The organism is Paraburkholderia sp. (assembly GCF_035501035.1).
Taxonomy (GTDB): domain Bacteria; phylum Pseudomonadota; class Gammaproteobacteria; order Burkholderiales; family Burkholderiaceae; genus Paraburkholderia.
The window spans coordinates 1-21824 of sequence record NZ_DATJWR010000047.1; the positions used below are offsets into that span (position 1 = coordinate 1).

19 protein-coding genes and 1 pseudogene are annotated in these 21824 nt (G+C 64.1%); 11 read left to right on the forward strand and 9 right to left on the reverse strand.

From position 1 onward, the window contains the following. Positions 1 to 178: pseudogene (locus VMJ11_RS02640) on the forward strand (tartrate dehydrogenase); the annotation flags it as partial. Between the two features lie 66 nt (positions 179 to 244). On the opposite strand, the gene VMJ11_RS02645 reads toward VMJ11_RS02640, so the two are convergent. The 4 genes from VMJ11_RS02645 to VMJ11_RS02660 form a co-directional block, all read right to left on the reverse strand. Further along, positions 245 to 1336 (reverse strand): PAS domain-containing protein, encoded by a 1092-nt coding sequence (locus VMJ11_RS02645; RefSeq protein WP_325616629.1) that lies wholly within the window; start codon positions 1334 to 1336, stop codon positions 245 to 247. A 253-nt stretch (positions 1337 to 1589) separates the two neighbouring features. Next, positions 1590 to 2552 (reverse strand): PDR/VanB family oxidoreductase, encoded by a 963-nt coding sequence (locus VMJ11_RS02650; RefSeq protein ID WP_325616631.1) that lies wholly within the window; start codon positions 2550 to 2552, stop codon positions 1590 to 1592. A 155-nt stretch (positions 2553 to 2707) separates the two neighbouring features. Then, positions 2708 to 4180 (reverse strand): NAD-dependent succinate-semialdehyde dehydrogenase, encoded by a 1473-nt coding sequence (locus tag VMJ11_RS02655; protein WP_325616634.1) that lies wholly within the window; start codon positions 4178 to 4180, stop codon positions 2708 to 2710. A 16-nt stretch (positions 4181 to 4196) separates the two neighbouring features. Further along, on the reverse strand, positions 4197 to 5345 hold the full coding sequence (locus VMJ11_RS02660; protein ID WP_325616635.1) for a ring-hydroxylating oxygenase subunit alpha: 1149 nt from the start codon (positions 5343 to 5345) through the stop codon (positions 4197 to 4199). A 397-nt stretch (positions 5346 to 5742) separates the two neighbouring features. On the opposite strand from VMJ11_RS02660, the gene VMJ11_RS02665 reads away from it, so the two are divergent. The 9 genes from VMJ11_RS02665 to VMJ11_RS02705 all read left to right on the forward strand — a co-directional run bounded on the left by VMJ11_RS02665 (position 5743) and on the right by VMJ11_RS02705 (position 13841). Further along, positions 5743 to 7188 (forward strand): cytosine permease, encoded by a 1446-nt coding sequence (locus VMJ11_RS02665; protein ID WP_325616637.1) that lies wholly within the window; start codon positions 5743 to 5745, stop codon positions 7186 to 7188. A gap of 33 nt (positions 7189 to 7221) precedes the next feature. Continuing rightward, positions 7222 to 8364, forward strand: a complete 1143-nt coding sequence (locus VMJ11_RS02670) for a porin (protein WP_414694277.1) — start codon at positions 7222 to 7224, stop codon at positions 8362 to 8364. After that, positions 8364 to 9335, forward strand: coding sequence for a LysR substrate-binding domain-containing protein (locus tag VMJ11_RS02675; protein ID WP_325616641.1), 972 nt, complete (start codon positions 8364 to 8366; stop codon positions 9333 to 9335). The genes VMJ11_RS02670 and VMJ11_RS02675 overlap by 1 nt, the downstream gene beginning before the upstream one ends. 191 nt (positions 9336 to 9526) lie before the next feature. Beyond that, positions 9527 to 9694, forward strand: coding sequence for a hypothetical protein (locus tag VMJ11_RS02680; RefSeq protein WP_325616643.1), 168 nt, complete (start codon positions 9527 to 9529; stop codon positions 9692 to 9694). Between the two features lie 92 nt (positions 9695 to 9786). Beyond that, on the forward strand, positions 9787 to 11055 hold the full coding sequence (locus VMJ11_RS02685; RefSeq protein WP_325616645.1) for an FAD-binding oxidoreductase: 1269 nt from the start codon (positions 9787 to 9789) through the stop codon (positions 11053 to 11055). Between the two features lie 161 nt (positions 11056 to 11216). Then, positions 11217 to 11693: a hypothetical protein gene (locus tag VMJ11_RS02690; RefSeq protein WP_325616647.1), complete on the forward strand. Its 477-nt coding sequence runs from the start codon at positions 11217 to 11219 to the stop codon at positions 11691 to 11693. 114 nt (positions 11694 to 11807) lie between these two features. Next, entirely contained in the window at positions 11808 to 12200 is a 393-nt protein-coding gene (locus VMJ11_RS02695) for an OsmC family protein (RefSeq protein WP_325616648.1), read from the forward strand. A 373-nt stretch (positions 12201 to 12573) separates the two neighbouring features. Beyond that, on the forward strand, positions 12574 to 12831 hold the full coding sequence (locus tag VMJ11_RS02700) for a hypothetical protein (RefSeq protein ID WP_325616649.1): 258 nt from the start codon (positions 12574 to 12576) through the stop codon (positions 12829 to 12831). After that, positions 12828 to 13841 (forward strand): NAD(P)-dependent alcohol dehydrogenase, encoded by a 1014-nt coding sequence (locus VMJ11_RS02705; protein WP_325616651.1) that lies wholly within the window; start codon positions 12828 to 12830, stop codon positions 13839 to 13841. Before VMJ11_RS02700 ends, VMJ11_RS02705 begins: the two co-directional genes overlap by 4 nt. Before the next feature lie 173 nt (positions 13842 to 14014). Here VMJ11_RS02705 and dmeF read toward each other — a convergent pair whose 3' ends face one another. The 3 genes from dmeF to VMJ11_RS02720 form a co-directional block, all read right to left on the reverse strand. Continuing rightward, positions 14015 to 15274: a CDF family Co(II)/Ni(II) efflux transporter DmeF gene (dmeF, locus tag VMJ11_RS02710; protein WP_325616653.1), complete on the reverse strand. Its 1260-nt coding sequence runs from the start codon at positions 15272 to 15274 to the stop codon at positions 14015 to 14017. A gap of 7 nt (positions 15275 to 15281) precedes the next feature. After that, positions 15282 to 15554 carry a metal/formaldehyde-sensitive transcriptional repressor gene (locus VMJ11_RS02715; protein ID WP_325616655.1) on the reverse strand — a complete coding sequence of 91 codons (273 nt, stop codon included), beginning with the start codon at positions 15552 to 15554 and terminating at the stop codon, positions 15282 to 15284. Between the two features lie 223 nt (positions 15555 to 15777). Continuing rightward, on the reverse strand, positions 15778 to 16887 hold the full coding sequence (locus tag VMJ11_RS02720; protein ID WP_325616657.1) for a GGDEF domain-containing protein: 1110 nt from the start codon (positions 16885 to 16887) through the stop codon (positions 15778 to 15780). A gap of 164 nt (positions 16888 to 17051) precedes the next feature. Between VMJ11_RS02720 and VMJ11_RS02725 the strand changes: the two genes are divergently transcribed. Further along, positions 17052 to 20270 (forward strand): sensor domain-containing protein, encoded by a 3219-nt coding sequence (locus tag VMJ11_RS02725; RefSeq protein ID WP_325616659.1) that lies wholly within the window; start codon positions 17052 to 17054, stop codon positions 20268 to 20270. Between the two features lie 105 nt (positions 20271 to 20375). On the opposite strand, the gene VMJ11_RS02730 is transcribed toward VMJ11_RS02725, so the two are convergent. After that, positions 20376 to 20957, reverse strand: coding sequence for a hemerythrin domain-containing protein (locus VMJ11_RS02730; protein WP_325616661.1), 582 nt, complete (start codon positions 20955 to 20957; stop codon positions 20376 to 20378). Positions 20958 to 21175: 218 nt separating this feature from the next. Beyond that, positions 21176 to 21824, reverse strand: a 649-nt coding sequence (locus VMJ11_RS02735; RefSeq protein ID WP_325616664.1) for a hypothetical protein, incomplete at its 5' end; no start/stop codon positions are given.

Sequence of the window (21824 nt, forward strand, 5' to 3'; positions counted from 1 at the left end):
CTGGTCGGGAGCGATGATGCTCGAGTTCCTCGGCAACGGCGACGCGCAATACAAGGCCGCGCACGACGCGATCATGCAGGCCATCGAGAAGGTGCTGGTGGAAGGCCCGCGCACGCCGGATATGGGCGGCACGGCGAATACGCCCGAGGTCGGCAACGCGGTCGCCGCTGCGCTTTAAGCGCCAGGCGCGCGGGGTGTCGCGGGGTGTCACTGTGCGACACCCCGGTAGGTCATTGCGCCACGCTCAGTGCGGCGCGGTTCCCGCAGCCACGCCTTCTTCGGCGGGCGGCTGCTGACCCGCGGCCGCCGTCATGTCGGCGGGCTGCGCCGCGCGGCAGAGCGCCGTGAGCCACACGTCCTCGCCGTGCGGCGCGACGCGCGCCTGGCCTTGCTCCATCACGAGCCGCCACGTGTCGTCGGGCAGCGCTGCGCGATACAGCACCCGGTAGTCCGTGCGGTGCGCGAGCGCGTCGTTCACTGCCGCTTCGCGCGCCGCGCGGTCGTCCGGATGAATGTGCCGCGAAAGCTCGACATAATGGCGCGGCGCCAGCGCGGGATCGACGCCGAACAGGCGGCACCATTCGTCCGACACGATCAGCTCGTCTTGCGCGCGCAGCCAGCGCCACGCGCCGAAGCCCGCAATGCGCGCGGCGTCGTTGAGCAGTTGCAGACGCCGTTCCTGAATGGATTCCGCCTCCTTGCGCGCGCTGATGTCGATGGTCGTGCCCACCACGCGCACAGGGCGCCCCGCGTCGTCGAGCAGCGTGGCGACGCGCGATTCGATCCAGCGGATCCGCCCGTCCGGCAAGATGATGCGAAAGTCCCATACGCGCGGCGCCTTGCTCGCAACGAGCTCCTTCATGGTCTCGTCGTTCAGCCAGATCGCGTCCTCGGGATGCAGGATCTCCCAGAACTCGGCGTTGCTGTGTATCTCGCGGCCATAGAGCTTCGCGCAGTTGCTCGAATAGATGAGCTCGTCGGCCACGAGATTCCATTCCCACGTCACGATGCCCGCACTTTCCTGCGCCTGCTTCATGCGCGCTTCGTTCGACATGATCTCGGCCGTGTAGCGGCGGCGCAGGTCGGTCATGGGCAGTTCGGTATTGCCCGCAATGCCGAGGTCTTTCACGGCTTCGTCGCCGTAGCGCAGCCAGACCCAGTTCACGTCGAGGAACGCCGCAAGGCGGCGAAGGTTCGAATAGTCGATCTCGCCGCCGCGCGTCCACTTGTGGACGGCGGGGCGTGAAATGCCGACGACGTCGGCAACCTGCTGCAGGCTCAGCTTCTTGTGCTCGAGCAGCACCTTCAGACGGAACGCGAACGTATCCTCGGACATCCATTTCCCTCTATGACGAATCGCGCGGTCGAACGGAACAAGCGAAAAGGGCGGCATACGCCCCAAGGCCTTCTCTCGGGCCGGGCATATGCCGCCGGTGATGGATGGGGCGCGCGGCCCGGACGCCGGGTCCGTCCGCTTATCGCCCGCTAGTTTAACGGATCGGCGCAAGCGCCGTTCGAGGGCACGCGGCCAGCAAGAAGGCCGTCCGGGTCGAACGGACCTAAACGGGCCTAAATCGACTTAAACGGACTTAAAGGTCGATCACGAGGCGCGGCGTGCGCGAGCGCGACACGCACAGCAGAATGGTCTTCTGCGCAGCTTTCTCGTCGTCGTCCAGATATTGGTCGCGATGATCTGCCTCGCCTTCGAGGATCGGCACTTCGCAGGTGCCGCACACGCCTTCGCGGCACAGCGACTCCACGGTCACGCCCGCGCGCTCGATCGCCTTGAGAATGGTCTCGTCCTCGCCCACCTCGAGCTCGATGCCGGACTTGGCCAGCACCACGGTAAACGCCTTGCCGCCCGTGTCCGTGGCGGCGAACTGCTCCGAGTGCAACTGCGCCTTCGGCCAGCCTAGCAGCGCGGCGTTCGCAAAGACCGCGTCGTTGAGGCCTTGCGGACCGCAGACATAGACATGCGCGTCGGCGGGCTGGCTCTTGAAGAGCTTGAGCAGGTCGAGCCGCTGGCCTTCGCTTTCGACATGGCAGTGCACGTTGGCCGCGTGCGGGCCGGCCTTCAGCTCTTCGACGAAAGCGCCATGTTCGGGGGCGCGGTAAGCGTAATGCAGTTCGAGTTCGAGATCCTCGGGGCGATGCTCGGCCAGTTGCGCGAGGAACGGCGTGATGCCGATGCCGCCCGCGATGAACACGTGCCGCTTCGCGCCTTTGGCAAGCTCGAACAGGTTGGCGGGCGAGCCGATGGCGAGCCGCGTGCCCGCCGCCACCTTGTCATGCATGAAGGCGGAGCCGCCGCGCGAGGCCTCTTCGCGGCGCACGGCAATCTGGTACTGGCGCGTGTCGTGCGGCGAGCTCAGGAGCGAGTACGCATTGTGGTGCCACGCATCGCCGTCCTGCATCGAGACCAGTACGTGGGCGCCGCCGCTGAAGGCGGGCAGCGGCGCGCCATCGGGCAGCGCGAGCGTGAAGCGCTTGATGAGCGGAGTGAGTTGCTCGACGGCGACGACGTCGACAGTGATCGATTCGCGGGCGTTCATGTTGCCTTCCTTTACTGCAGGCCGCGCGGCGCGCGGCGCGTAGTTGCCTCGTGGTTGCCCGTTGTGACTTTGCGGGCAGTGGATTCGGGATTCGCAATTCGCAATGACGGGCGGATGCGCCGCGTAGCGCATCCGCCCGAAGGCCGGCGCGCGGTTTAGCGCGCGGTTTGATTACCGATGCCGGCCATGCAGAGGTACTTGATCGACAGATAGTCCTCGATGCCGTACTTCGAGCCCTCGCGGCCGATACCCGACTGTTTGACGCCGCCGAAGGGCGCGACTTCGTTGGAGATCAGGCCCGTGTTGATGCCGACGATGCCGTACTCGAGCTGCTCGGCCACGCGCCAGATCCGGCCGATGTCGCGGCTGTAGAAGTACGCGGCGAGCCCGTAGATCGAGTCGTTGGCGAGCTGCACGACTTCGGCATCGCTCGAAAAGCGCACGATGGGCGCGACGGGTCCGAAGATCTCTTCGGAGATCACGGCCATGCCGGGCTTCGCGTCGGCGAGCACGGTGGGCGCGTAGAAGTTGCCGCCGCGTTCGTGCGGCGCGCCGCCCGTGACCACGCGTGCGCCTTGTGCCACGGCGTCGCGCACGAGGCCGTCGACCTTGTCGCGCGCCGCTTCGGTGATGAGCGGCCCGATGTTGACGCCCTCGGCAAAGCCGTCGTCCACCTTGAAGGTGGCTACGCGCTGCGCGAAGCGCCGGCAAAATTCTTCGTAGACCGAATCGTGTACATAGAAGCGGTTCGCGCAGACGCAGGTCTGCCCCGCGTTGCGATACTTCGAGAGCAAGGCGCCTTCGATGGCGGCATCGAGGTCCGCGTCGTCGAATACGATGAACGGCGCGTTGCCGCCCAGTTCCAGCGACACCTTCTTGACGGTGTCCGAGCACTGGCGCATCAGCAGGCGGCCCACTTCGGTCGAGCCCGTGAACGTGAGCTTCCTGACGAGCGGGTTCGACGTCATCTCGAGGCCGATCTCGCGCGACTTGCCTGTGACGATGTTGACCACGCCGGCCGGAATGCCGGCTTCTTCGGCCAGCGCCGCGAGCGCGAACGCGGAAAGCGGCGTCTCGTTGGCGGGCTTGATGACGATGGTGCAGCCGGCGGCGAGCGCGGGCGCGGCTTTGCGGGTGATCATCGCGGCCGGGAAATTCCACGGCGTGATGGCGGCGCACACGCCCACCGGCTCGCGCGTCACGACGAGGCGCTGGTCCGGGTTCGGGCTCGGGATCACGTCGCCGTCTATGCGCTTGGCCTGCTCGCCGAACCATTCGATGAACGAGGCCGCATAGGCGATCTCGCCGCGCGCCTCCGCGAGCGGCTTGCCTTGCTCGCGCGTCATCAATTCAGCGAGCGCTTGCTGGTTCGCCATGATGAGCTCGAACCAGTTGCGCAAGAGACGCGCGCGCTCTTTGGCCGTGGTCGCACGCCAGGCGGGGAAGGCGCGGTGCGCGGCTTCGATGGCCGCGCGCGCTTCGGCGGCGCCCATGTTCGGCACGCTCGCGATGCACTCGCCCGTGGAGGGATTGTGGACCGGCAGCGTGGCACCGTCGTCGGCGTCGCACCACCGGCCGTCGATATAAGCCTGCTCACGCAGCAGGCCGGGATGTTGCTGCGAATTCATTCGGAGGCTCCCTTCATTAGTCCTGGTACTGCTGCGCCAGCAGGTTGTGGAAGTGCGCGATGCCGTGCTCGCTGACGCCGCTGCGTTGCTTGTCGACCATGATGCGGCCCTGGCCGCGGTAGCCGCGCGACTTCAGGCCCTTCTGCACGCTTTCGACGAGGCGCAGATCTTCCGGGCGGAACACGGTGCGATACCACTCGATCAGCTTCTTCTGCTCTTCGGTCGGCTCGTCGTTCAGGAAGTAGATGTCGTAGTGCTGCAGCGTGACTTCGGCGCTCATCGGGAATTCGTAGATGACCGTCATGAAGTCGGCGCCCGGCGGCACGTTGAACATCGTGCATGGCCACGCCCAATATCCGCTGAAACTCGGGTCCTTCACGGAAGGATCGAGCTTGAACGAGCGCTCCGACGACTGCGCATGGCCGAATTGCAGCGTCCAGTTGCCGTGCAGCGTGTGCGTGTACTGGTCGATTTTCACGGAGTCCGAGAAGCCGGGGTGCGCCGGGCCGCAGTGGTAGCACTCCAGGTAGTTATCGACGATCGATTTCCAGTTGGCCGGTGTTTCGGTCACAAAGCGTGCGGCCAGCTTGAGGTCGTCGATGACGGGGCACGCCTTGCGCAGGCTGGCTTCGAGGCCGGGCAACTGCGCTTCCACGCCCGGCGCTTGCGGGTTCAGGTTGATGAACACGAAGCCCGCGTATTCCTCCACGCGCACCGGCACGAGTGTCGAATTTTCCTTGTCGAACGCCTCCACGTGGTCGCAGTTATTGGCGTGTGCGAGCGCGCCGTCGAGCTTGAACGCCCAGGCGTGATACGGGCAGGTGATGACGTTCTTCGCCTTGCCGCTGCCTTCGAGCAGTTGGTGGCCGCGGTGCGGGCAGACGTTGTAGAACGCGCGCAGCACCTTGTCCTTGCCGCGCACGAGGAGGATGTTTTCGCCCACCACCTCGCGCGTTACGTAGGCGTTCGGCTCGGCCAGTTCGCTGCGGTGTGCCACGCAGATCCACGTGTTCTCGAAGATCCTCTTTTCTTCCGCCTGGTACACCGCCTCGGAGGTGTAGTAGCTGGCCGGGATGGTCCATGCGAGATCCGGGTTGGCGCAGAAGTCAGCCGGCAGCCTGGGCAGTTCGGGTTTCTTGTGGAATTCGATCGGGAGATAGGTCATGGGGTCCGCCGCACTGGTGAAATTAACTGACAGTTACGAAAAAACTGTGGGTTAACAAAATATAAGGGAAATCCAGTCGGCGTGGGATCAGGGTTATCCCTCGATGGCGGCGTCGTCGTTACGAGAACTTGACGAATATCCCTTACAATTACGGATATATCTCATATTGGTTTGATGGTTCGCAACGCAATTCGATTTTCAAGGGCGAGTCAATAGGAGGATGCGATAGTGCGACGAAACCCTCCAGGATACGTACCATTGTTAACTGAAGGTTTTTGATTAACCATAAGGTAACAACGCCGTGTCCGGAAACTGGCACCTTTGGTCTCGGGACCGGCGTGGAAGGCGAACCCGTGTCGTGCGGGGTCGCTTTCGCCACCCCACAACTGGAGGAGACATGTCACAAGAGGCAATCGCCGAAGCACTGGCGGGCGAAGCCAGTCGCGCAAAATCCCGGATCGAATCGCGCTCGATCGACTACGTGCCGCTCTCCGAACGCAAGGGCCGAGCCTGGCACCTGTGGCCCGTGTGGTTCACGGGAGACGCCAACCTTGCGACCATCGCGGCCGGTGCGATCGGCATCAGCATGGGCGGCAACCTGCTGTGGAGCGCGATCGCTATCGTGCTTGGCAACGTGCTCGGCACCTTCTTCATGGCGTTCCATTCGAGCCAGGGGCCGCAGCTCGGGCTGCCGCAGATGATCCAGTCGCGCCCGCAGTTCGGCTACATGGGCGCGTTGCTCGTGTGGGTGGTCGCGCTCGTCACCTATATCGGCTACAACTCGTTCAATCAGCTCATGGCGGGGCAGACCGCGCATCACCTGCTCGGCACCGAGCCGCATGTGAGCTACATCGTCTTCACCGTGATTTCGGTCGCGCTCGCGGTGTTCGGCTATGACCTCATTCACAAGGCGCAACGCTGGCTCGCGTTCGCGCTGCTTGCCGCGCTCACGATCTTCAGCATCGGCATGTGCATGAAGGTGCAGTTCCCCGCAGGCCAGCTGAGCCTCGCCGGTTTCAAGACCACGCCGTTCCTCGTGCAGCTCTTCTCGGCAGCGGCCTATCAGCTCTCGTGGTCCATTTACGTTTCGGATTACTCACGGTATCTGCCGCCCAGCACCGGCGTGCGCGCCACGTTCTGGTGGACCTTCCTTGGCGCGCTCATCGGCGGCGTCTGGATGATGCTGGTGGGCACCGCCGCGGCGGCGCTCAACTCGCAGATCGAGATTTCGGACGCGGTCCAGCGCGCGGGCGACATGATCTTTCCCGGCTTCGGCACGGTCACGCTGCTGCTCTCGCTGCTGGGGCTGCTCGCCATCACGGGCCTGAACTTCTACGGCGCCTCGCTCACGCTGCTCAGCATCACCGACTCGTTCAAGCCGCTCAAGTCGAACGCATCCAAACGCGTGGTGAGCCTCGTCGTGGTGGCCCTCATGGCGACGTCGCTCGCGTTCATGGCCTCTGACAACTTCATGGGCAAGTTCGGCGACTTCCTCGGCATCCTCGGCTATCTGTTCACCCCGTGGACCGCAATCAACCTCGTCGACTTCTTCATCGTGCGTCACTCGCATTACTCGGTGCGCGAGATCTTCAATCCGCGTGGCATTTACGGACGCTGGAACTGGCGCGGCCTGACCGCGTACGCGGTGGGCTTCGTCGCGATGATTCCGTTCTTCAAGACGGACCTGTACACCGGGCCGGTCGCCAAAGCGCTGGGCGGCACCGACATCGCGATGCTCGTGGGCCTGCCGGTCGCCGCGCTGGTCTATCTGTGGGCCTGCCGCTCGCTCGACATCGAAAAAGAACGCCAGCTCGCGCGCGAAGCCGACCGTGGCCTGAACTAAATCCGCTTCGACAACAACGACAACATGAAATCTATGAATACAGTGCGGCTTGCCGCGCTGCATGCGGCTGCGCTCGCGCTTGCCACGCTTCCGGCAGTCTCCCGTGCACAAAGCAGCGTGACGTTGTACGGGATCATCGACGCGGGCATCACCTACGTCAGCAACGCGGGCGGCTCGCATCAGGTGAAGTTCGACGACGGCGTTTCGTATGGGAACCGCTGGGGCCTGAAGGGCACGGAGGATCTGGGCGGTGGACTGAAGGCAGTCTTCAAGCTGGAAAGCGGCTTTCACGTGGGCGACGGAACCTTGACGAACGGCGGGTCGCTGTTTGGCCGTCAGGCTTATGTAGGTGTGCAAAGCAACTGGGGCACGCTCACGCTCGGCAACCAGATCGACATGACGCAGGAGATGGTCTACATGTACAACGTGTCGGCCTGGGCGAGCGGCTACGCCATCAACCAGGGCGACTTCGACCGCATGAACGGCGACCATCTGCCGAATGCCGTGAAGTACATGTCGAACACGTATGGCGGCTTCCAGTTCGGGGGGATGTATTCGTTCAGCAATACGCCGGGTGACTTCCACACGGGTAGTGCGTGGAGCGTGGGCGCGCAGTATCAGCACGGCGCGTTTTCGATGGGTACGGCCTATACGCAGTTGAACAACCCGTCGGGTATCTATGCGTTCGACCCATACAACATGATCGGCGTGCGCACGTTCTTCGGCAGGCCGACCGTGAGCGTCGATCCTGCCACGGGCGCCGTCACCTCGCTATATGCGAATACGCCGTTCCCGGTGGACAAGCAGGGCGCGTTCGGCGCGGGCGCGAGCTATGCAGTCAAGGACGTCACGCTGATGGGCGCGTTCACGTACACGCAGATCAAGGCGTTCGGAGAGAGCGAGCACATGCTGGTCGCCGAAGGCGGCGCGAACTGGCAGGTCACGCCCGCAGCGAGTCTTGTGGGCGGCTACCAGTACACGCACTTCGACGGCCACCACTGGAATCAGCTTTCGGCGGCCGTGCATTACCTGCTTTCGAAAACCACTGACGTCTACCTCTCGGGCGACTGGCTGAAGGCTTCGGAGGGTGTCGACGCGGTGATTGGCTATAGCTTCACGCCTTCGTCCACGACCGCACAGGCCGACGTGCGCATCGGCATGCGTCATTCGTTCTGATGAAACTGCCTGCTACCCCCGAGCTCGACGACCTGCGGGTCTTCTGCATGGTTGCCCGCAAGTCGAGCTTCAGTGCGGCTGCCGAGGCGCTTAGCGCCTCGCCGGCGTACGTGAGCAAGCGCATGGGGGTGCTCGAAGCGAGCCTCGGCACGCGCTTGCTGCACCGCTCGACTCGCCGGGTGGCGATGACGGCGGCCGGCGAGCGCGTCTTCGCGTGGGCCGAAAAGATCCTCGACGACGTGGGCCAGCTCGTCGAAGATGTCTCCAGCACGCGGCGCATCGCGCGCGGCACGGTGCGCGTGTCGAGCAGCTTCGGCTTTGGCCGCAAGTTCGTCGCGCCCGCGCTGGCGGCCTTGTCGGAGCGCTATCCGCAATTGTCGGTGCGGCTCGACCTGTTCGACCGGGTTGTCGACGTGGCAGGCGAGGGATTCGATCTCGACGTACGGATCGGCGACGAGATCGCGGGCCATCTGATCGCAAAGCGCCTCGCGACGAATTATCGCGTGCTGTGCGCCGCGCCTTCGTACCTCGCACGGCATGGCGTGCCGCGGACCGTCGCGGAACTGGAGTCGCACGCCTGTCTCGCGATCAAGGAGCGCGATCACCCGTTCGGCGTCTGGCGGCTCGAAGCGGGTGGCGAGACGGTTGCCGTGAAGGTGACGGGCCCGCTCTCGACCAATCATGGTGAAGCGGCCGTGCAATGGGCGCTGGCCGGGCGTGGCATCGTGCTGCGCTCGATCTGGGACGCGCAGCCCCTGCTGGACGAGGGGCGGCTGCAACGTGTGCTGCCCGAGGTGATACAGCCCGCCAACGTGTGGGCCGTGTTTCCGGAACGGCTCGCGCAGTCGGCGAAAGTGAAGGTGTGTGTGGATTTTCTCGCCGAAGCGTTTGCGCGGGCCGGACTCGGTGGCGCCGGATTCGCGGTGCATGATGATCGGGAATCCGAACCAATAGAGTCGATTTCCATCTGACCATTTCCTCCATTTCGACATGCGGCCCTGGTCGGCCGGGCAAACGGCGCTAGGGGGTATGTCCGCATGCAACGCGCATGCTTCGTTAGCGAGCAAGGGGCGATTCGGCAAGGCTTGATGACAAACCTGCATGAATCGGTTCCGAAATATCGCTTCTAGTTCGCTTTCGTGAATCGATTATTTTCGGCATCATGCATGGCGGGCCGCACAACCGCTGGGAAAACCTGACGATCGAGCATGACCAGTTCGTAGGTGGCTGGGGCGCGCCGCGCGGCGTCGCCATGATCGTGGGTTCCTCGTTGCTGCGCACCGAAATGATCGGCATCGCCGTTCGGGCGAGGGCGGCGCAAAATGTGTGATCCGGCGCTGTTGCGCAGGCACAGCGGCGGACCGCCGTTGCCGGCGCAGACGCTCTGCTGTCCGTTTTCGTTTTGCGGAATCCAGGAAGCACGTGAACAACTACTACGAATCCACTGTCTCCCGTCGTCCTTACCCGCAATTGACCGGCAAGATCGATACGCAGGTCTGCATCGTCGGCGGCGGGCTCGCCGGCTTGAATTGCGCACTGGGACTGGTCGAGCGAGGCGTGCGCGACGTCGTGGTACTCGAGGCCGAGTGCGTGGGCTTTGGCGCGTCGGGCCGTAACGGCGGCTTCGTTTTCGGCGGTTACAGTCTCGACAATGCCGACCTGCTGCGCACGCTCGGCCATAGCCAGGCGCGCCACCTGTACCGGCTCACGATCGACGCCGTGGACCTGATTCGCACGCGCATCGCGCGCTACGGAATCGATTGCGAGATCGTCGACCGTGGCGTCGTGCTCGCGAACTGGTTCGACGATCCGTCCCGTCTCGACGCACTGCGCGTACTGATGAAGCGCGACTTCGACGTTGACTGGGAACCGGTCTCGAAGGAGGCGTTGCGCGCGCAGTTGAAGACCGCCCGCTATCACGGCGGCCTCTTCGAGCCCAATGCTTTTCATTTTCATCCGCTGAAGTACGTGCTCGGCGTGGCGAACGCCGCTGCACAAGCCGGTGCGCGAATCCACGAGCAGTCTCCGGTGCGCGCGATCGAGCGAGACGGCAGCGGCTTCGTCGTGCACGCGCCGAACGGCACGGTGTGTGCGAACGATGTGGTGTTCGCCGGCGGTGGCTATGCGCGCGGCGTCGCTCCGCGCATCGAGCGCGCAGTCTTGCCGATCGCGACATACGTGATCGCAACCGAGCCGCTTGGCGCGCGCCTCGCCGAAGCGATCGACGCACCCTATGCGATCTACGACACGCGCTTTGCGTTCGACTACTATCGGCCGCTGCAAGACACGCGCATTCTGTGGGGCGGCCGGATCTCGGTGCTCGATCGCGGCCCGGACGCCATCGCCCGACTGCTCAAGCGCGACCTCGCACGCGTGTATCCGCAACTGGCGGATGTGAAGGTCGAGCACGCGTGGGGTGGTCTGATGAGCTACGCGCGGCACAAGATGCCGCAAATCGGCCGCGACACGGACGGTGTCTGGCATGCCATCGCATTCGGCGGCCACGGAATGGCGCCCACCACGGTAGCGGGCGAGACGCTTGCCGACGCGTTGGCGCTCGGCGTGCCGGTGCCCGAAGGTTTCAACGCGTTCAGCCTCTCCCGCACGTTCGGCCTCGCGGGCCTCGCCGCCGCGCAACTGACGTACAGCGCGTTCCAGGCACGCGACGCGATCGCCGCATACCGACACTGAGCGGAGTACGGCGCGCTGCTTGTCCGGAAGCTGGAGCGCATTGTCCGCCCCAGCCTACGGAAAATTTTTCGCGCCACCCTTTCGTATTGCTGCGCGTTGCCGTTAACCCGTATGGCTCGACACGGGCACGGGCGCAATCACAAGAGCAAGACGAATCGAAAGTGGCAACGAGAATCACCGAAGGGGCGCAAGTGCGGGCCGCAGCAGGCGCCGAGGCGGTCATTACAGGCGGTGTGGCTGCACAAGCCGGCGCGCAGGAGCTTGCCGGCCACGTGGGCCAGACGCGAGAGGACACGCGCGAGCACCGTTCAGCGGCCGTGCGTACGCTCATCAAATTGCGCGCCCACAAGGCCGAGCTGATTCTGCTGGCCGTCGCGGCGGGCTGCGTGATCTCGTTCGCCTCGTGGCTCGACGGACAATTGCGCCCCGCGGTCGTTGCACACGAACGCAACGAGCTCGCCGCCGAAGAGCTACGCGATCGCTTCGAGCCCTGCCTGCCCAACGCGGGCCGCAGTCATACCTCCTGGTGCGGGGCGATTACGATTCCGGCCCCCCGGCCGCAGCCCGTCGTGCCGATCCCGCTCATCGCGGGCGCGCCGGCGGCGTTCTGCACGGCCAACGGCGGCCTCTCCTGCTGAGGCCTGCGCCGCGCCTCGCCTTGCCGGGTGGCTTCGATACTGGTATTGCCGCTCGTCTTTTTCGCGCTGCGCGTTGCGTTTATGCTCGCGCCGATACGAACAGCGGAGCACGAAATGGTCAAGGCAACGAGGCGCGGCGAACCCTATTGCGTGGCGCTTAGCAACGGTCGCTTCGAACTGCTCGCCGATACGCACAAGAACGGCATCGGCGGCGCGGTCGGCATGCGTCCGCATGAACTGCTCGAAAGCGCCCTCGCGGCCTGCGTATGCATGTCGATCGAAATGGCGGCGGCGCGCGAGGCCTTGACCTTGCCGGCTTCGAGCGTCGAGGTGAGCGTGGAGCGCGGCGACGAGTCGAGCTGTTTTCGCGTTGTGGTGCGGTTCGAGGGGCCGTTGCCTGACGCGGCGCGCGATCTCGTGCGCGCGGCCGTGGCCCAGTCGCCCGTTGCCCGGACGCTGGTGAATACGGTGCGTGTGGATTGCGCGGTTGTCGACGAAGGCGCGTGACGGCGCGGCGTCACACCGCGTCTACGCCCACCAACCCCTCAAACGTCTCGAACAATAACGCGCGCGCCCACCGGTGCCCAGGCGCGCGATGCGTGCGCTCGTGCCACGCGAGCGCCCTGGTGAATCCGCGAGTGCCGAGTGTCGGCTCGACAAGCGGGAGTCCCACTACACCCGGTTCAGATCGGGCATTCTGATATCAATACTGTTGGTGGCCGAGATATTGCGCTTCGATTGGATTTATTTCAGCATGGCGCGCATGATTTCCCGTGTCCATCGCCTGCGCGGCGTGAGATTCAGCCTCATGGCCGTGTGGTGCGACAACCCCGCGGCAACCCCGCGCTAACCCATCAGTCAGCATCGTAAGGTAGCGAACATGAACGAGATTATCTGCCCCGAAGACTATCCGCCCGGCACGACCGACAGCTTCGTTTCCAGCGAAGTCATCGTCGCCGCCCTCTGCACTGCCGCCAATTCCAGTGGCCGCGTGCGCGTGCTCAAGCAGCAATCGCAAAAGGGCAAGCCTGGCGTGGCGCTAGCCGGAACGCGCCCGAACCCGATGATCAACGGTCACCAGGACTGGCTCGACAGCCTCGTCGGCGCGGCCCGCCAGGCCACGGGAGCACGGCAATGAAGGCCGCCGTGGTGCGTGCGCCGGGTGGCCTCGACCGGATCGAGATGCGCGACATTGGCGAACCCGGCGCGCCCGGCGCCGGCGAGATCCGCGTCGAGCTTCATGCCACGTCGCTCAATTTTCATGATCTGCTGGTCGCCAACGGCAGCATCCCGACGGCGGATGGGCGCGTGCTGATGTCGGATGGGGCGGGCATCGTGTCCGCAGTCGGCGCCGGCGTGACGGAGTTCAAGCGCGGGGATCACGTGGTGTCCTGCTTCTTTCCGCAATGGCCGGACGGCCTGCCCTGGCAGGCCGTGGGCAACTTCGCGCAGACGCCCGGCGACGGCGTGGACGGATTCGCCACGCTGCACGCGGTGCGGCCGGCGAGCGCCTTCACGCTTGCGCCGCGCGGCTGGACTCACGCCGAGGCGGCCACGATCACCACGGCGGGGCTCACGGCGTGGCGCGCGCTGGTGGCCGACGGCGGCCTCAAGGCCGGCGACACGGTATTGACGCTCGGCACCGGCGGCGTGTCGATCGCGGCCGTGCAGATCGCGCGGATGATGGGGGCTTCGGTGATCGTCACGTCGTCGTCGGACGAGAAGCTCGCGCGCGCGAAAGCGCTGGGCGCCGACCAGGTCGTCAACTATCGGCAGCACGAGAAGTGGGGTGCGCGCGTGCGCGACATGACGGGGGGAAGGGGCGTGGATCACGTCGTCGAAGTGGGCGGTCCGGGCACGCTCGCGCAGTCGATCGACGCGGTGCGCGTGGGCGGCCACATCGCGCTGATCGGCGTGCTGACCGGCCGCGAGGGCACCGTGCCCACCTCCGTGCTCATGGCGAAGCAGGCGCGACTGCAGGGCTTGATCGTGGGCAGTCGGCGTCAGCAGCAGGACTATGTCGCGGCGCTCGAGCAGGCCGGCATCCGCCCGGTGCTGGACCGCACGTTTGGCCTCGACGAGCTTGCCGATGCATTCCGTCATCAGCAGGCCGGTGCGCATTTCGGCAAGGTCTGCGCGGCGTGGTGAAGCAGCGCGGCGCACGCGTGGCGCCGCGCTGCTTTGCGCGTTGCGAGCGCGTTTGCTACCGCGCGCGCGGCGAGGTGCAGTCGGTGAACAGCACGTTAGTTAGCAACGCGAATTGATTTCGGAGGCGCTGGCCAGCGGCGCCCTACTTCGGAGAGCGATCCGGCTGCCGTCGCTCAGGCCGTAGCGTGGGTGGGATTCACTTCGACCGTTACGTGCGAGAGTCCCTTGAAGCGCCTGAGCGCGGCGTGATAAAAGCTCGGGCTGCGCTGGGCATCGCGGGTGACGACCGAAACGACCGCACTCAGGTGACCCGGGCCGACACGCCAGACATGCAGGTCGAGCACGGTGTCGCCGTTGTCCTCGATGACATGGCGGACGTTCTCGGCCATGCGCCGGTCCGGGCTCATATCCAGCAGAGTGCCGCCCGTATCGCGCATCAAACCCCACGACCAGTTCGCGATCACCAGGGCGCCGATCACACCCGCGAGCGGGTCCATCCAGAGCCAGCCGAAGGCGCGCGCGAGCAGCAGACCGATGATCGCCAGCACGGAAACCGCCGCGTCGGCCATGACATGGATGTACGCCGAGCGGATGTTGTGGTCGCGGCTGGCTGCCGCGTGCGCGTCGTCGTGATCGTGCTCGTGTTCTTCGAATTCGATCCGATGTTCGCCGTCGGGCAGACGCACGACGGCCTGGAATGCATGCGGCTCCGGAATGTCCTCTTTCGACTCCAGATAGCCGCCACGGTCGGCAAACGCGAACGTCTGGCGTGTGCCGTCGGGGCGAATCGTCGTGATCGAAACCGCATCGGCATGCAGCTTCGAAGAAGCTGTCTCGGGCTTGATGCGGAACACGGGCGGCACGTCATCCTCGAAAATCGACACGGCGAAGACGCCGGCGTTGCCGAAAATGCGCTGTGCCTCTTCTGCGTGGGCATGGGCGTGATCATGACCGTGGCTATGCCCATGGTGGTCGCCGCTCAGCAGCCACACGCTTGCGAGATTGACCAGCAGACCCACCACAGCGATCGGGATCGCCTCGCCGAAGCGGATCGGCACGGGCGCGAAAAAGCGCGAGACGGCTTCATAGCCGATCAGCAGCGCGATCATGGCGAGCACGATGGCGCTGGTAAAGCCCGCGAGGTCACCCAGCTTGCCGGTCCCGAAGACAAAGCGCGTATCCGTCGCATGCCGGCGCGCGTAGGTGTAGGCGAGGGCGGCGATGAGCATCGCGCCTGCGTGCGTCGACATGTGCAGGCCGTCGGCGACGAGTGCGAGCGAGCCAAAGAGGCTGCCGCCCACGATCTCGGCCACCATCATCGCACTGCAAAGCGCGATGACCATCCAGGTCCTGCGCTCGTTCTCCTCGTGGGCCGCGCCCAGAAAGATGTGATCGTGTCCCTCCCCGAAGGCGGCGTCTTCGAATCTGCTCATGCTGCTCTCACTTGAAATAGCTGTGGACCACTTCGATCAGCTGCTCGGTCCCGCTGCCATGTTCGTCGTCCGGTTCGGCGTCGACCAGGTGGGTGCGGATATGGTCTTCCAGCACGACGGCCAACAGTCCGTTCATCGCGCCGCGACAACTGGTGACCTGCTGCAGGATGTCCATGCAGCCGCGTTCTTCCTCTAGCGCGCGCTCGATGGCCTCAACCTGCCCCTTTATTCGGCGAATGCGGTTGAGCAGCTTCTGCTTCTCGCGAATCGTATGGCTCATTCCTGTCCCCCGTTGGCTCCAGCCTGCTTTCGTCAGCGGGCTGCAGTGTAGCACCAATAGGGTAGGGGGGTATACTAGCCGGCGGCAAGCGGCATCCGTTCGCACCGACTATTGCCGCGCGGGTTGGCAACGCCGCAGGCTGAATACCGGCGTGCGGCGTTGCCAACCCACGTGGATCGTCGGCCTTCGCGGCCAGAAGGGAATTCGCCTGTGCGTGTACGTGTCAGGCAGCGAACGCGCGGTCGCAGATCTCTACGCGGTTGCGTCCAAGATGCTTGGCGCGATAGAGCGCATTGTCGGCATCGCGGGCGAGCTGTTCGATCGTTGCTTCGGCGGCCGCGAGGCACGCCACGCCGACGCTGCACGTGTATCGAATGCTCGGGGGCTTGAGCTCGGGCTCGGCGATGCGTACGCGGATTGCCTCAGCCAGCCGATGAGCGTTCTGCAGGGAGAGGGCCGGCAGCAGCACGGCGAATTCTTCGCCTCCCCAGCGCGCGAGACACGCAGACGCCGGCAAGACCTCGGTGGCGCGTCCCGCGAAATCGATCAGGACACGGTCTCCCGTATGGTGCCCATGCTCGTCGTTCACGCGCTTGAAGTGGTCGAGGTCGATGAGGAGCATGGAGAGCACTTCACCGTTGCGCTTCGCGCGCTCGCGCTCGTCTTCGAACGCAAGAGCGAGCGCACGCCGGTTCAGGAGACCCGTCAAGGGGTCGCAGTATGACTGCCGCTCGAGCTGCGTGCGTAGCCGCTCTATCGCCATCAGTAGAAGGCCCACTGTCACCAGCAACGAAAAGGCCGCGCCGGCGGTGAGATAGAACGTCTGCATCGATTCGGGATGAAACAGGCTGGGCAAGCCCTCCGTCTGGAGCGCGACGGTAACGCAGCGTGCGCCCGCAACGGCGGATTCAGCGAAAAGCAGTGCGCCAACGGACGTTGCCAGGCGGCTGGAGCGGCCGAAACGAAGCATGACTGCGCCGTGGGTGCCGTAAAGCACGGCCAGTATCCCGGTGATCACGACCGTGCGCCCCGCAACCGATTCATGGACCAACCAGAGCGAGGCGGTGCCGGCTGCACCGCTGCACACGAGCAGACGCAAGAAGCGCCAGCTGGGGCGGCGCCCAAAAAACAGCTCCGAGCCGATGAGTGCCAGCCCGGTGCCAAGGATGATCCCGCCGTTCGCCGCGAGGATCGAAAGCCAGCCCGGCACGGTGCCACGAAAGGCGAGGAGGATCACCGATATGCTGACGACCAATGCGCCCGACGCCCAGTGACGTATCCCGCGAATGTTCTGAGGAAAGCTTCGGGCCAGGGAGAACAGGGCGATCGCCATGAGTCCCGGCATGACTGAAGACATCAGAATGACCGTGCGCAGATCGAAGGGCGGCATGCGGTTGCAATGAATGTTGGCACCGCGCCTATATACCATAGACATGCCAAAGAGAGTGGCGCGAATACGCGGTGTGAACTTTAAAGCCACGCGTGGGCGCCATGTGTTTGCGCGATTGCGCGCCGGCACTGTGCGGATGTGCGGGAAGCCTGCATGATGTCGACGGCCCGTCGCGAGATCGACTGAAGGTTGACAGAAACGCGAAACGGGCAACGGGATTCGGTGCCGGGAGGGCGCCCAATGCAGGATTCGCGTGCGGCCAGGTGGGAAAATCGCGAGGCGGCACTCTTCAGAAATTCCGTCTCCGGCCGTTACTGGATGGATGGCATGCCGTGTTGCGCGTTGTCGAAGTTGCCGATTGCGGAAGCGACTGCGTAGATGGCGTTGTGCGGACACACAGTCTCTTTGACAGCATGAAAAACCCTGGAATGGACGCCGGAAGCGAGTACTGCGTGCCGGTGAGCGACCTGCCTATACCCGTCATCCGTTATGACGCGCAGGGTCAACGGCGCTACATGAATCGCGCAGCCCAGGCGATGATGAGGGCCGCATCTGGAGGCTCGAGCGCCTCGTATGCCGAAACCGGCCTGCTTTTGCCGCAGACGCTGCAGCAGTACCTCGACGTCATGCACGAGGTCGCGAACACGGGCAACGCGCGTGAGCTGGAGCTCTCGTTCGATGGCCTGCCCGAGGCGCAGCGCGAACACTTCCTCGTGCAGTTCGTAAGCGATCCGGTTCAGGACGATCAATCAGGAGTGCTGGCGATTTATTTCGACATCACTGCCCGCAAACGCGCGGAGGCAAAACTGCGCGAGCGCGAGTCGTTTCTCGAATCGCTGCTCGACACCATCCCCATTCCTGTTTTTTCGAAAGACAGAGGGGGGCGCTATTTGCATCTGAACCGCGCCTTTGAAGCATTTCTGGGCGTTCCAAAGCAGCGATTCGTCGGCAAGACCGTCTTCGAGACCAGCCCGTACGAGCTGGCGCAAACCTATTTCGCCATGGACGAGGATCTGTTCGCGAAAGGCGGCATCCAGCGATACGAATTCAAGGTCCAGAATGCGAGCAAAGCGGTGCGTGACGTGGAATTCAGCAAGGCGGTCTTCCACGACGATCAAGGCCGCCAGGCCGGATTGATCGGCGCGATTCTCGACATTACCGAACGTAAGCGGGTGGAGTTCGAACAGCGGGAGCAATACGACGAGATCCTGCTGCTCAACAAGAGCCTCGAAGGCAAGGCGCTCGAATTATCGGACGCCCGCGCGCAATTGATAACCGTGCTCCATACCATTCCCGACATGGTGTGGCTAAAGAGCACGACCGGCGTGTTCCAGCTGTGCAATCACAGCTTCGAACAGTTTGTCGGCAAGTCGAAAGCTGAGATTCTCGGCAGAACCGACTACGCGATTTTCGATGCCGAGCTTGCCGACTTCTTCCGGGAACGCGAAAAGGCGGCCATCGATGCAATGCATGTGTGCGTCGACGAAGAATGGGTAGTCGCTCCCGCGACGGGCGAACGTACGTTGCTCGAAACTCGCCGGCTGCCGGTATTCGACGCGGCAGGGACGGTGGCGGCCGTGCTCGGCGTGGCGAGAGACATCACCGAAAGGCGCCGTTTCGACGAGAAACTGGCCCGTCGCGAGCGCGAATTCAGAACGCTCGTTGAAAACTCGCCCGATACGGTTGCCCGTTATGGAAAGGACTTCAGGCGAATCTACGTGAATCCCACTTTCGCGGCGCTCACGATGGGAGGGGCCGCTGCGCTGCTCGACAGGTCGCCGAGCGAATTTCCAGGGGGGGCCGGCACCGTTCTCTACGAGCGGCAACTCGCGGAAGTCTTCGAGACCGCTAGCGACAGGGAGTTCGAGCTGACCTGGGAGGCCGCCGACGGCAGACATCTCACGCACCTGCTCAGGCTGACGCCGGAGTTGGGAGCGAACGGCACGGTGGAAACGGTTCTTGCCGTGGGACGCGACATCTCGGAGCTGCACGCGTCCAGAGGCAAGATCCATCGCATGGCGTATTTCGACGCGCTGACCGCGTTGCCGAACCGCGTGCTGTTCAACGAACGGTTGCGCGACGCCGTCACCGCCGGCTCAGGCAGTCGCTTGACAGCCGTCATGATGATCGACATGGACCGCTTCAAGGGTGTCAACGATACGATGGGCCACGCGGTCGGCGATGAGTTGCTGCGTGAGGCGGCGAGTCGTCTGCTCGGCTGCGTGCGTCCCGGCGACACGGTGGCTCGCTTTGGCGGCGACGAGTTCGCCATTCTGCTGCCCGAGGTTTCCGGTCGCGGCGTGCTCGAACAGATCTCCACGATGATCCTCAAGCGGCTCGACGAGCCGTTCCCGCTCGACGGAAGAGAAGTGTTCATTTCGTGCAGCATCGGCATCGCGCTCTATCCGATCGATAGCACGGATGCAAAGGATCTGCTCAGGTACGCAGATTCGGCAATGTACCTCGCGAAGCGCTCGGGCAGGCGCGGTTTTCGTTTCTACACGAGAGACCTGACGATCGAGGCCACCTCGCGTCTGTTGCTGGAGTCGGAGCTGCGCCGCGCGATCGACCAAGGCGAGCTCGAGCTGCATTACCAGCCTCAGGTCTTGCTTCAGGGCGCGGAGGTCATCGGCTCGGAAGCCCTGTTGAGGTGGAAGCGTCCCGGCGAGGGGTTCGTTCGCCCTGGCCAGTTCGTACCGCTTGCCGAGGAAACTGGCCTCATCGTCGATCTCGGGCGATGGGTGCTTCGCGAGGCCTGTCGCGCGGCCGCTGAATGGAATGTCGCGGGTGCCGCGCGGCACAAGGTGTCGATCAATCTTTCGGCCAGGCAGTTTCAGTCGCGCGACCTGCTGCCGGTGATCCAGGACATTCTCGAAGAAACAGGCTGCCAGCCCCAGTGGCTCCAGTTCGAAATTACCGAAAGCCTGCTGCTGGCGGAAAACGACTCTGTCATGAGCGCGCTTCTGGCGTTCGAGAACATGGGGCTGTCGATCGCGATCGACGATTTCGGCACCGGCTACTCGGCGCTCAGTTATTTGACGCGCTTTCCCATCGATACGCTCAAGATCGATCGCACGTTCGTTCAGCGCGTCACTTCCGACCGGCGTCATGCCGAGCTCGTGAAGGCGATCCTCTCCATCGCGCGTTGCCTCGGGCAGCGCGTGGTTGCCGAGGGCGTCGAGACGGTAGAGCAGGCCGCGTTTCTCGATGCGCATGGCTGCAAGGTCGCCCAGGGTTTCCTCTACAGCAAACCGCTGCCGAAATCGGAAATGGCTTCGCTTCCTCGCTTTCTGAGCCCGGGCGTCGCTTACGACGGCAAGCCCTGAGCGCGCGAGGGAGTCGAGGCTCCACTGCCGAAGGTAGCGGCGAACATCGTGCGCGGCTTGGCGAGCACGATGTCCGCCGCAATCGGCATTTGGGTGTTTCGGCGCTCAGGGTTGCGCGTCGGGCATCGTATGGACGATCAGCGCATAAAGGTCGTCGAGATTGTCCTCGTTCTCGAGGCTCTCGAACGGATCGCGATTCGCGCCGAACGCTTCGTCGATCTCCACCCAGTCGGCCAGTGTCAGATAGCGCTGCGCGGCAGGCAGGATCACGGTTTCTTCAAGGCGCTGGTGGTCGGCGTAGAAGTCGGCATAAGCATTGACTTCGTCGCGCAGCGCGGGCAGCGCGTCGGCACCCTCCAGCTCGTACCGTGTGAGAACCTCTTCGAGCGCCTCGATACGCCGTGCGCCTTCCTCGTGCTGGCGCCCGAGTTCCTCGATCACGGCGTCGAATTCGTCGGTACGCTCGCGCAGCCGTGCAAACAGGTAGCGTTCTTCCTTCGGATGATGAATCTGCTCGGGAAATTCATGTATGTAGTAGAACATCGCGCGCATGAGCATGGCGTCGGATGAGTCGGCGCTGGACTCCATGCGATCGGTCACGCGCAGCATGCCGTAGACGATGCTCGTAAGGCGTCGGTGTTCGCTCAGTATCACTTGTATCGCGTTGCGTCGCGTGGCGGGTTCCATGTCGGGCTCCGTGACAAGCTCGGCCGACCGGGCGGGAAGAGAAGGTCGAGGGCACGCCGGGACGGCGCCTCGTGGTCGGCCGCAAGCTGTTCACTATGGAGCCGGTGCCGCAAGATGCATTGATCTTTGTCAATCCGTGCGGGCCGTGCATGCGGTTGCGATTCCATTTCCCTTCGCCGAACACCACGGCAGGCAATCGATCGCACGCCGATGCACGTCTAACGGAGGTGGGAATAAATCTGATTTGCAATCGAGGCGGCGGCGATCACGCCACCCATCATGGCCCCCATAACGCCCGGGCTCGTGACGTCTTGTCCGGTGAGAAATAGCCGCGCAATGGGTGTGCGGACATTCAGACTCTCGGAGAGGAATCGGCGAGGACTGACTTCGAGCCCGTAGCTTGCGCCTTGATACGCGCCTGAGTAGGCCGTCAGGGTCAAGGGCGTGGAAACCTCATGAAACACCACCATCGGCGCGAGGTTCGGGAAATGGCGCGCGAACTGCGCAAGCAGGCGCTGCTCGATGAGCGCCTTGAACGCCGTGTATTCGTCAGGCCTGTCTTGCAGCGAAGAGCCGGACCAGCGCGAAAATGGCTCCCAGCTGGTGAGCGCTACGACTTCGGCGGTATGCCGTCGATGGTCGTCGGGCGTACGTCCCGGATCCTTCAGCGAAGGGAAAGAGACGAACAGCACGGGAGGCGGCGCTTTCTCATTCGCCAATTGCCACACGCCGTCGTTCGTTCCCCAGGTTTCGTGGAACCAGTGATTCGATGCCGACGCCCCATGCATGCTGATATCGCCTTCGAATCCGAGGTACAGCGTCACGTGGCAAACCGAGGGCTGAAAAGAGCGTATTTCCTTCGCCCAT

What these genes read in the sequence shown, in the direction of transcription:
- VMJ11_RS02645 (WP_325616629.1), bottom strand. Translation starts at nt 1,336, where the DNA reads ATGTCCGAGGATACGTTCGCGTTCCGTCTGAAGGTGCTGCTCGAGCAC.
- VMJ11_RS02650 (WP_325616631.1), bottom strand. Translation starts at nt 2,552, where the DNA reads ATGAACGCCCGCGAATCGATCACTGTCGACGTCGTCGCCGTCGAGCAA.
- VMJ11_RS02655 (WP_325616634.1), bottom strand. Translation starts at nt 4,180, where the DNA reads ATGAATTCGCAGCAACATCCCGGCCTGCTGCGTGAGCAGGCTTATATC.
- VMJ11_RS02660 (WP_325616635.1), bottom strand. Translation starts at nt 5,345, where the DNA reads ATGACCTATCTCCCGATCGAATTCCACAAGAAACCCGAACTGCCCAGG.
- VMJ11_RS02665 (WP_325616637.1), top strand. Translation starts at nt 5,743, where the DNA reads ATGTCACAAGAGGCAATCGCCGAAGCACTGGCGGGCGAAGCCAGTCGC.
- VMJ11_RS02670 (WP_414694277.1), top strand. Translation starts at nt 7,222, where the DNA reads ATGAATACAGTGCGGCTTGCCGCGCTGCATGCGGCTGCGCTCGCGCTT.
- VMJ11_RS02675 (WP_325616641.1), top strand. Translation starts at nt 8,364, where the DNA reads ATGAAACTGCCTGCTACCCCCGAGCTCGACGACCTGCGGGTCTTCTGC.
- VMJ11_RS02680 (WP_325616643.1), top strand. Translation starts at nt 9,527, where the DNA reads ATGCATGGCGGGCCGCACAACCGCTGGGAAAACCTGACGATCGAGCAT.
- VMJ11_RS02695 (WP_325616648.1), top strand. Translation starts at nt 11,808, where the DNA reads ATGGTCAAGGCAACGAGGCGCGGCGAACCCTATTGCGTGGCGCTTAGC.
- VMJ11_RS02700 (WP_325616649.1), top strand. Translation starts at nt 12,574, where the DNA reads ATGAACGAGATTATCTGCCCCGAAGACTATCCGCCCGGCACGACCGAC.
- VMJ11_RS02705 (WP_325616651.1), top strand. Translation starts at nt 12,828, where the DNA reads ATGAAGGCCGCCGTGGTGCGTGCGCCGGGTGGCCTCGACCGGATCGAG.
- dmeF (WP_325616653.1), bottom strand. Translation starts at nt 15,274, where the DNA reads ATGAGCAGATTCGAAGACGCCGCCTTCGGGGAGGGACACGATCACATC.
- VMJ11_RS02715 (WP_325616655.1), bottom strand. Translation starts at nt 15,554, where the DNA reads ATGAGCCATACGATTCGCGAGAAGCAGAAGCTGCTCAACCGCATTCGC.
- VMJ11_RS02720 (WP_325616657.1), bottom strand. Translation starts at nt 16,887, where the DNA reads ATGGCGATCGCCCTGTTCTCCCTGGCCCGAAGCTTTCCTCAGAACATT.
- VMJ11_RS02730 (WP_325616661.1), bottom strand. Translation starts at nt 20,957, where the DNA reads ATGGAACCCGCCACGCGACGCAACGCGATACAAGTGATACTGAGCGAA.